We start from the raw sequence: 9,610 nt of genomic DNA, 5'->3' as shown, positions 1-9,610 counted from the left end.
CCACGTGTCATCTTATCGACTTTGGTTGAGTGATCGACACTAAACACCTTATCAGTGTACGCGCGCTTTAAAAGCGCTCTCATGTCGTCTTGTTGCGTCTTGGGTAATGTTTGAGCCATTTCGTCTACCTCCTTTTCGCCCTGTGTGGAAGCCACGCCATTTAATTGAGCAAGCTTTGCGGCAATCCTATTTTTGACTTCTTGTAACCGTCCTTCATCAATAATCCGATGTGGACATTTCTTTCCACTCCAATCACGATGCCACTTTACCCGATCAATGCCCCAGCCGTACTGTTTAAGTACATGTGCTATATATTCGATTGCATTTGCTTCGGCTGCAGCATATTTCGGACCGCCCGACTTCGAATAACAAATTTCAATTCCGATAGACTTCCGATTGCCAGGTCCTTGTCCATCCCCTGCATGCCAAGCATTACGGTTAAACGGTATCGCTTGTACAGCATGCTTATCATCTATAGCGACATGATAAGATGTAGCAGTCTTATTACGGTGCATGTAGGCGATCTCGTTTAATGCTGTAGCATCATTATAGGTATTGTGGATGGTTATATATTCGGGCTTCATTTCGTAAGGTGATTTCAAAGGATATAGCGACCGATCAATGTAATTATTGATGATTGCGTATGCCATTATTTCAGCCCCTTATGCTTCAATTCCTGTTCCTGCTTCTTAGCCCTGTCAGTAAAGATATATTGATTCTTCCACACGCCATATACTACCAGAGCGAGCGGAACAAACGACAATAGCATTTCCGTAAATGCTTGAATTGTATCGTCATTAAAATGTGCCAACTCAATGCCCATCGACTGCAAAAATAAAAGGATGCCCCCAAGAGCACCCCCGATAAATCCGATATATTGTTTTAATTTGTCATCCATTATGATTCCTCCTATTTATTAAGAAAATGATCTATCATATAATAAATTGCTCCGCCGGCACTTGCTAACCCTACTAAGCCACCCCCGGCTTTAAGTAAAATAGTTGTAACTTTATCCCATTTTGTCAGTTTCAGCTCGTGTCGCTGTGTTTCTTGTGTAGCTGAAATAGTCATTGCGTTTTCCACAATATCATAAAGCCTATCTGTGTTGCGCTCCATTGTTGATCGCGTTTCCCTCGCTTCTGACATGACGGTATTTTCCAAGCGTATAGCGTTATCCTCTAACAATTTTAACCGTGCTTCATGTCGCTTATCGGCTTCTTCAAGATTTAATATCCTTTCGGTATGATCGTTAATGGCATCATCGTGTTGACGTACTTTGTCATACACGCTAAACGCCTCCTTATCCTTATCTGGCATGATTCACCTCACGACCCCTTTTCTCTAAATATGGATAAATAAAAAGAACGCCCCCGTGTGGACGTTCTCATTTGTTAAGTAAATATAGTTGCTTCACCTTCTGCAGAATTTCTTCGATGATAGCCGATTGTTCCTCGTAATTCTGATATTCTTTTTCGAGAAACTTTAGTCTATCCTCGATTTCTTGTAAAATGTCATTGTGTTTTTCGATTAATGGATTCATAGTTATCCCCTCCATCTACATCTTTCGACAAGGTGAAGGGATAATCCTTCTACCACACAATCTCATTCCGCATGCCTGCCAATTCTTTCTTAATCACCCGCAACTCCCGCGCCAACTTCTGCCGCTGCCGAAGTGCTTGCTTTCGATTTACTTCTGCCGAAATCCCATATTCCAGCTGTCGGTACTTCTTCCGCTGGGTATCAAGCAACTGCTTCCCCTCCCAGCTATGAACAAAGAATTCCTCAACCTCGCCGGTATCATTCTTCCGCAGCATTTTAATACGCAACAGACTCGACCTCGCTTTCATAGGTGGCTTCCAGACGCACGTCTTCATAACCTCGCCGCTTAGCTTTGATTTCGTAAGCAAATGGGATGTCGTCGCCTTTGACGATAAAGCTATCAGCCGTCATGCTTTCCGGATCTACGTAAATTTGACCAGGACCGTAAGGAGTAAGGAAGACTTCGTATTGAATCTCCGTGTTGACTGTTTCCGCAAATAAGGACTCAATATCGATTATGCATTCACCGTTGACGACTTCACCGCGTCCAATATCCCCGAAGTAGTATTCCGCAGTCTCATAGGCTGAAACATTGACCATACCTATCGAAGTTGGTACCGATGCGTTTTTAGCACCAATTACATTAAAGTCACCTCGAACTCGCGTGTTGCTGTCTAAGTCTACAGTCGAATTGGATGATCCTAGACTCAAAAAATCTATTGCATGTATTCGGATGATTCCGCCTGAAAACATAGTTAATCCACTGTTTTGATAACCAATGCTCGCTTGATTTCCTCTTTCGTATAAATCAAAATCAATCGACGGGCCATCAAAAAGAGCACCCTTTGTGGATAATCTAATAATGTTGTCAGCATCGATAATATCAATCGATCTATTTTCGATTGTTATTTGATCGGAACCAGTTTTGGTCTGGATTTTAAACCCCAATAATGTACCAACTTTTATGCTATTTACATCAATTGAATTAGTGAAAATCGAGCCACCATCAATAAGGGTAGTACCAGGATACTTCCACACCGTCAACATATCATTCATTTCTTTAGGATCATACCCTGGTTCGAATTTAGTGCCGTTCCCAATGGTGATATTGTTTGCCGATAATTGGCCGATTGCACCAGCTGATAAAACAAAGCCATCTGCTGTGATTGCTTCTTTAAACGTTTTGCCACCATCAGTACTTATTCCAATACCTGTCGATGTTATTATCATAAGTCTGTTAGCGTCACTGGGATCTCTCGCTATGATGCCGTTTTCAAATTCAAGTTCTGTCTGCGCAGACTGCAAAGCAAGCGTGGCACGTTGAACTGCGTCATCCAGCACATTAAACGGTAGTTTTTCCTTTCCTTCAAATATACCATCGATTCGGTCTTTTGTCCGTTGGAAATCCGCAATGCTATCGACCACACTACCCCTAAAATTAGCAATAGTAAATTGGTTAGATACTGGCTCTTCCGGGAATTCGATGATTTCCACAATCCGCGCATTAATGTCTATATCAAGAGGTTCGTAAATCGTGAAGACATCATCACCAAGTTCAAGTTGCTCCGTATTAATGCCGGCCTTTTTCAGTTCGACCGCTTCTAACGTGATGCTAATTTCCGGTGTATCTTGCAAGTCGTTTTGTAAGCGTTCAAGCAATCCGCTATATGTTGTGTAACGTTCATCATATACAGGCTTCGCATGGCGAATACCGTAATACGTGTGCAAAGGTGATAGGTAGTCAGCAGTGACAACATATGAGCCATCTTCATTCTGCTTTCCAAATCCCTTGATATAAGTTGATAGATTTGAACTGTCCACATGCTTTTCGATGGTTTTAATATTGTGCTTATAACGATACTGAATATCTGTTTTCCTGCCAATCCGTCGATAAAAGCGAAGATATTTACCGTTGATTTCAACCTCTGCACCAAATCGATTGAGGCATGTTTGGATTAAAGACAAAGCATTGTCATTACCGAAGTTCTCAAACTCGACTGATGCAAAGGGATCAACCACTTCGAACCTATAACCCGTGCCCTCTAAAGCAAACGCAAGACATACCGTCAATTGCTTTGCACCTGATATGGTTTCGTATTGATAACAATCCACAAGATCAAAAAATATATGATCTGCTTGAATTTGCTTAACAGGAGTTTTGCCAATTGTCTTTTCTGACATCTTCTTGATTCGGTATTCTTGGCCGTCATATTCAATTAAACTTTCTTCTACAGCAAGAGGATATGAATGTGCGTTTCTATCAGTTTTAAACAACAAAAAAGAAAGTGAGTATTCCCCATTCACTTTCCTTTTGCGTTGTAATGATTTATAGTCGGTCAGTAATTCGCTACGACCGTCAATGTGTGTGACAATCAAAGTATCACCCTCTTTACCGTTTAATTAAATCTTGTTTACCTTCCGCAATTAAGATAGCATCAACATCATCTTGATATTTCTTATAAACTGACACACTGAAAATAAACTCGTAAGCTTGACTGCCATCCATTATTTTCATTGCCATGTACATTGCCATCATTGCTGTCCTCCTTCCGTTATCTGTGGAATTATTTCAAATAGCAACTCTCCGATTATTTCATCTTGTGTGTTGATTTTTTGATTCAACTGCTTATTTTCACGCTCTAATTCCATGATACGTCTTTCTTCAGGAGTTGGAATTTTAATCTTTCCCATCATGCTCGACCTCCTAAAATTCGTGTGATTGCATCATTTTCTCCACCGTCAATCGTTTGCCTCGATAACTCAATCCGCAATTTTGCCGGAACAGGTGAAGGAAGTAACTCAGCTGTTTCGAATTTGTATTCATCGTCATCTAGTACAGAATCCATCAGGATATTATTCAGGAAAGCTGAAACTGTGATTGCTCCCTCTTTCTGCACAAAAGCACCCACATAGTCTGTGGAGGGAATATCATAAACTGCTGTCGCTGTCGTTCGTGGTTCTTCAACAGTTTCAGTCCACTCACCATTAAACAAGACACTATTTGTTTCCTTTCGAACTGTAAGTGGTATCTCGAAATTCAGTGAATTATTATCAAGTGTTGACGGATCTTCCCCTTTACCTAATAGTATTGGTTCAGACCATGCTACATCATGTTTTATAAAGAACGAAGAGTTGTTTCTTGTTTTAAGAAATGCGATAAAAATCTTATTCTCACTATTAACAGATATAGATGGGTTAATGGTATTTGTAGTTGTTTCATTGGTTAGTTTCTCCACTCTTGACCAACTAATTCCTCCGTCTTCAGATTTCCGATAATGAATATTGAAATACGCTGTAGAACTGTCAGAACCATGCCACGCCACATGAATCGCGCCATCTTTACCTACGACTGCAGATGGAGATTGATATTTGTAGGTTTCGGAAGAAAGAATAATATTGTACGTCCAACTTGCGATTTCATCACGCAAATATGGCAGTCCTGTTTTCTTATAGATGAATATGCCATTCGATCTTTCTGCTACGATAATTGGCTCTCTGTTAATAACTACAATGGATGGGTTAGAGCTATAGTCCTTTGCGCTTGTTGTTATTTGTTCAACCTCACTCCACGTAAATCCACTATCCATACTCTTTGAATAACGGATATTAAAAACATTCGGGAATGTTGCGTTTTTAGAAGCCCATGCTACATGCAATTGTCCGTTCGATGGGTCGATGGCTAAGGAAACATTGCCTATTGCGGTTTGACCGATATCTATACTTTTTAGCCCTCCACCTTTAAATAAGTTTGTATTTAAAACAGTTTTAACATTGAATGAAATACTAACTACACTTGCATTGTTGTTTGAACATACAACATGAACTATTTCTCCTTTAGAAGCAATAGCTATTGAGTCCCCTATGGGGGAAGAGGTATTTTGCATATAGCAAAGAGGTTTAAAACCTTCTCCATCTAACTTGTTTAGAAAGAAATAGAAAGACCCTTGTGTTGTGGTAAGTGAATTTCTACAAACTGCCACAATCCAACCGTTATCCAGTTGCACAATTTTTCTGCCCCCGTTACCTGCTGTGCTGTACGCTTGATTTACAACAACTTCGTCAACCGCCGAATGTGATGTTTTTAAATCCTCAATCATCACCATTTTTCCATCACGTATTTTGATGCTTTGACTTTCTGATTCGTTTAACGAGAATCCAAACCGATTCCCACTGAAATCATCCGCAAATGTTACACCACCATCTATACGGTCCTTGGCTTCTTGTTTTAGTTTGAGCCATGCAGTTTCTCGGTATAAACCTGTAACATTAGCAGCAACTTTACCTGTATCATTTTCAAGCTGGTTAAGCCGAGATTCGTGATTAGCAAGTTGCGTCGTAAGTGGCGCAATCGCCGTCCCAATATCCTTTTGGACTTCTTCTGGTGTCGCTGCTCCAATATCAGCGGTGCTTATTACAACATCGCCTGTTAGACCATTTACGGAGGTCACTTTCCCCTCAACTTCGTTACCGAGCGCATCCACGACTTTTCCTTCTTCATTCAACATGGCGACCCCGCCAGCTGTACCTTTTTCTGATGTTGGAATACCACCTACATCATCAGCAGTTAATGTGACAGCCCCGGACTTTCCGTTGATACTTGTAACACCAGATTTATCTGCTATATCATCGGCCATCCGTTTGGCATAGTCGCCTTGTTCTTTTGCATATTGAGCCGAAGCTTCAGCGCTAGTAGCTGCTACGTCAGCTCTGTCTGCTTGGGTATTCGCCGCTTGCGTTGCATCGATTACTGCGATTTTCAACGCTTCTAGTCCGGTCGCTTCAGTGTTAGCTCGTCCTGCTGCTTCGTCTGCCGCAACCGCTTTTTCGTCTGCATAGTCACCTTTCTGCTTTGCGTAATCACCTTGCGCTTTTGCATAATCGCCTTGTGACTTGGCAAAGGACCCTTGTGTAGTTGCGTATTGGGCTTCACTACTTGCATGAGTTGCCGCTGCATTGGCATTGTCTCTCGCCGCTTCAAGACTCTCGATAAACCCGCCGCCAATTAAATCTTCTACAACTGTGTTTAGTCCAGCTTCCATATTGGTCAGATCGATACCAATTTGTTCAAAATTCCAATTTAGATCGTTACGATACTGCCTATCTAAATTGACGTTAATTGTCCTATAACGACTCACTATATCACCGCCTTATATTGTGTAAAATCTAAAATCAAACGAAATCAAAAAAGAACCACTCGCACCAGACAAGGTGAAGTCGTTCCATCCTTTTTCGAGCGTTATTAGTTTTCGGTTAGTTTGGCCGAATATGGTCAATCCGTTTTTTAGGGATCGTATTCCATCGAGAATGATAGTGTCATTTACCGTTGAGGTACCGTTGAACTGCCATTCATCACCGGTAGTATTGTTTCTGATTTTCAATTTGTTTGACGCACCTTGATATTTAATTTTCAGCGGAATTTCTCTTGGGTCGATTTCGATATCGGATCCGTTATATATACGAAATGTTGTTGTGTTGTGAGCGTAAACTAAGTCCTCGGAAATAACACCTTGCCCGACTTGCCACTTTTCGTCTGTAAAAGTAAATGGATCAAGTGTAGTTCCGTAAGATTCGGCGTAAGGAGAAGGAGATTGAAATTGAATTTCCAATCTTCCTACCCTAATCGTTGCTTTTTCCGGTGTATACATTTCTGCTGTTTTCACAAGCCATCTTTTTCGCGGCTCATATTTATCAATAATGTAAAAATGTTGTCGTGCATCAAATAAGCGGAAAACTTCATTACGCAACAATACATAGTCGAATTTATCCTTCGCTTTGAGCATGAATGTACAACGCATCGTCCGACCTTCAAACGTTGTTCCAAGATCAATGTGACCCTCCCTGCCTTCCACATCTTCTTTGTAATGACGAGGGATTGGAGAATCAACGGTGAAAGTCAGGGGGATTATACCAAAATGTTTTAAGTCATATTTTGTCCCGTCTAATGTTTCGATTGATATGCTCACTTTTTCCACCCCCCGTACCGCAACTGTGATGTTCGCTTACTGTCCATTTTCACATCAACCACGTCAAAGACTGCTTCTCCGATTATCTGACCATCTAAATAAATCGGCGTAGGTTGGATAAGGAAAGTTTGATTGCTCTCCTGCGATTGACTTACGTTTCGATTTGAAGTAAATCCTCCACCGCTCACCGCACCCATCGCCACATCAGGCATCGTAGGCACTGCAAACTCACCCATACGTGATGCTACGCGCTTGATATCCGATAGCATGTTTTCCATACCGACCATTAAACCTTCGCCAACAAATTCCCCGATTTCTGTAGTGACACGGGATGGAGATTTGACTTGCAATGCCTTTCTAATTGTGGAAGCAACTTCATCAGCTATGCCCCGTGCTGTTTTCATCAGTGGACCACGCATGTTTTCAAGACCACTTTGTAGTCCACGGATCGCTTCTTTCCCAATGTCCGGTAGTGTGGACTTCATCGCACTGAATTCATCCTCCGCTCCAAAACGAATAGATTTGACTTTGCTATCAAATTCTTTCCGTACAGCTTCTAATTGCTTTTCAGCGTTCTTATGAAGTTCGGAAATCTGCTTTTCAGTGTCCGTTTTCAAACCGGACATTTCTTTGAGAGCGATTGATCGGGCCTGTTCCGTCTTCTTCTTCCACAGTGATTCATACTCTTTTAACTTACTATCTGTAAGAGAATTGAGCGCCATAAGTTCAGGCATAGCCTTCGGACCCATAGCACGTAGTTCTTCGAGTAGACCATCATCAATTCCTCGCTTGGCTAACTGTTCGATGGAATACGACCACTGATCAATGTAGCTAACTTGTCCTTTAAGATTATTGATCAGATCGTCACCGGTCTTCTCCGCCTTGAATACCACTTCATCAAATAATCCTGCGAAATCACGAATAGACCGTGTTCGTTCTTCCACGGCCTTTTCATACACCTCGTTAAGACGCTTTTCTTCGTCTTCCACATTCTTATTTATTTCCTGTGTCTTTTTCAAAAACTCGTCATTTGCTTGGAGTAATTGATCGTAGATTTCTTGGCGCACCCGTTGAATGTTTTTCTCCGCTTCAATCCGTTCATCCGAACCTTGTTTGTATCGATCATGCACACGTTCCCACGCTGCCAATTCTTGAGTGAGGGAGATTTCATTTGCTTGTCGTCTCGCTTCGATGAATGACTTTGTTTTCTCGAATGTCTTCTTGTCGATTTCTTCACGCTCTTTGGCTGCTTCTTTTTCCATCTTAAGCATTTCTGCAGAAATCTTGCGTTGTGCATCTGCTGTTTTAGCGTAGCGACTGCCTACTGATTCAAGCGCTTTTACATATTGAGTAGCTGTGAAATTGCCGGATTCATATTCATGTTTGACTGCGTCAAACGCTTCCTTAAAGGATTTTTTAATACGATCAGTAGATTTTTTTGTACCGGATGCTGCTTGTTCAGCTTGTTTTGTAATGCGTTGCATTGTTTTGGTGAATCCAGTATCTACTGCCTTCGCAACGCCATCTGTCGCTTTTGTAACTTGCTTTTGAGTGTTTGTAATACCGATTGCTAAACCTGTTCCAGTTTCTTCACCGAGTTTTTTAGTCACTCGAGATGGTGAATGGATTCCGAGTACTTTCTTAATCCAATTAGGGATACTATCTGCAAGGGTTTTTACTTTCTCAACTACTGCATTCGCCATGGACCCGATACCATCTATTAAACCTTGGATGATGTCTTTACCAACTTGTAGTAAATCAATATCCTTAAAGTATTTGATAATATTATCCATGATTGTGGAAGCCGTTGTTTTAATGGTTTCCCATGCACCCGACCAATCGCCTTGCAGGAGTTTAAGGACGGTTTGGATAACACCGAGAACTGTATTGATCGATGTACTAACAATCGATTTAATGACCGCCCACACAGTCTTTACAACCCCCGAGATGATAGGCCAGACCGTTTGGAATACGCCTTGGATTAATCCCATTACCATCTTAATGTCAGAGAGTACAAGGTTGAAATATTTTTTAACTAAATCCATTATTGCCTTGCCGTTTTCATCCCAAAACTTCTTAAACGTTTCGAGCTGTTCGCTACCAAATTT

At 41.3% G+C, this 9,610-nt stretch carries 10 protein-coding genes and 1 pseudogene; all 11 read right to left on the bottom strand.

Features of this window, described 5'->3' with window-relative positions; genetic code table 11:
- On the bottom strand, window positions 1-650 hold a 650-nt coding region (locus tag ACFQ38_RS01235), incomplete at its 3' end, for a peptidoglycan recognition protein family protein (RefSeq protein WP_381479586.1).
- Window positions 650-898 carry a phage holin gene (locus tag ACFQ38_RS01230; protein WP_381479585.1) on the bottom strand — a complete coding sequence of 83 codons (249 nt, stop codon included), beginning with the start codon at window positions 896-898 and terminating at the stop codon, window positions 650-652. The genes ACFQ38_RS01235 and ACFQ38_RS01230, both read right to left, overlap by 1 nt.
- 11 nt (window positions 899-909) lie before the next feature.
- Window positions 910-1,287, bottom strand: a complete 378-nt coding sequence (locus ACFQ38_RS01225; protein WP_381479584.1) for a hypothetical protein — start codon at window positions 1,285-1,287, stop codon at window positions 910-912.
- A gap of 97 nt (window positions 1,288-1,384) precedes the next feature.
- Window positions 1,385-1,540 carry a hypothetical protein gene (locus tag ACFQ38_RS01220; protein ID WP_381479583.1) on the bottom strand — a complete coding sequence of 52 codons (156 nt, stop codon included), beginning with the start codon at window positions 1,538-1,540 and terminating at the stop codon, window positions 1,385-1,387.
- A gap of 49 nt (window positions 1,541-1,589) precedes the next feature.
- Window positions 1,590-1,748, bottom strand: coding sequence for a hypothetical protein (locus ACFQ38_RS01215; RefSeq protein WP_381479582.1), 159 nt, complete (start codon window positions 1,746-1,748; stop codon window positions 1,590-1,592).
- 67 nt (window positions 1,749-1,815) lie between these two features.
- Window positions 1,816-3,915, bottom strand: coding sequence for a phage tail protein (locus ACFQ38_RS01210; protein WP_381479581.1), 2,100 nt, complete (start codon window positions 3,913-3,915; stop codon window positions 1,816-1,818).
- A 13-nt stretch (window positions 3,916-3,928) separates the two neighbouring features.
- Window positions 3,929-4,075 (bottom strand): hypothetical protein, encoded by a 147-nt coding sequence (locus ACFQ38_RS01205; protein WP_381479580.1) that lies wholly within the window; start codon window positions 4,073-4,075, stop codon window positions 3,929-3,931.
- Window positions 4,072-4,230: a hypothetical protein gene (locus tag ACFQ38_RS01200; protein WP_381479579.1), complete on the bottom strand. Its 159-nt coding sequence runs from the start codon at window positions 4,228-4,230 to the stop codon at window positions 4,072-4,074. The genes ACFQ38_RS01205 and ACFQ38_RS01200 overlap by 4 nt, the downstream gene beginning before the upstream one ends.
- Window positions 4,230-6,674, bottom strand: coding sequence for a hypothetical protein (locus ACFQ38_RS01195; RefSeq protein WP_381479578.1), 2,445 nt, complete (start codon window positions 6,672-6,674; stop codon window positions 4,230-4,232). The genes ACFQ38_RS01200 and ACFQ38_RS01195 overlap by 1 nt, the downstream gene beginning before the upstream one ends.
- Window positions 6,675-6,686: 12 nt before the next feature.
- Window positions 6,687-7,502 (bottom strand): phage tail family protein, encoded by an 816-nt coding sequence (locus ACFQ38_RS01190; RefSeq protein ID WP_381479577.1) that lies wholly within the window; start codon window positions 7,500-7,502, stop codon window positions 6,687-6,689.
- Window positions 7,499-9,610: pseudogene (locus tag ACFQ38_RS01185) on the bottom strand (hypothetical protein); the annotation flags it as partial. The pseudogene ACFQ38_RS01185 and the gene ACFQ38_RS01190, both read right to left, overlap by 4 nt.

The sequence above is a fragment of the Sporosarcina contaminans genome (assembly GCF_042679045.1).
GTDB classification, from domain to species: domain Bacteria; phylum Bacillota; class Bacilli; order Bacillales_A; family Planococcaceae; genus Sporosarcina; species Sporosarcina contaminans.
Note: the sequence above shows the minus strand (reverse complement) of the source record. Positions and strands in the feature narration are given on the sequence as shown.

Bases quoted from the DNA above. Each gene is read 5' to 3' on its own strand.
- ACFQ38_RS01230 (WP_381479585.1), bottom strand. From the start codon at position 898: ATGGATGACAAATTAAAACAATATATCGGATTTATCGGGGGTGCTCTT.
- ACFQ38_RS01200 (WP_381479579.1), bottom strand. From the start codon at position 4,230: ATGGGAAAGATTAAAATTCCAACTCCTGAAGAAAGACGTATCATGGAA.
- ACFQ38_RS01205 (WP_381479580.1), bottom strand. From the start codon at position 4,075: ATGATGGCAATGTACATGGCAATGAAAATAATGGATGGCAGTCAAGCT.
- ACFQ38_RS01220 (WP_381479583.1), bottom strand. From the start codon at position 1,540: ATGAATCCATTAATCGAAAAACACAATGACATTTTACAAGAAATCGAG.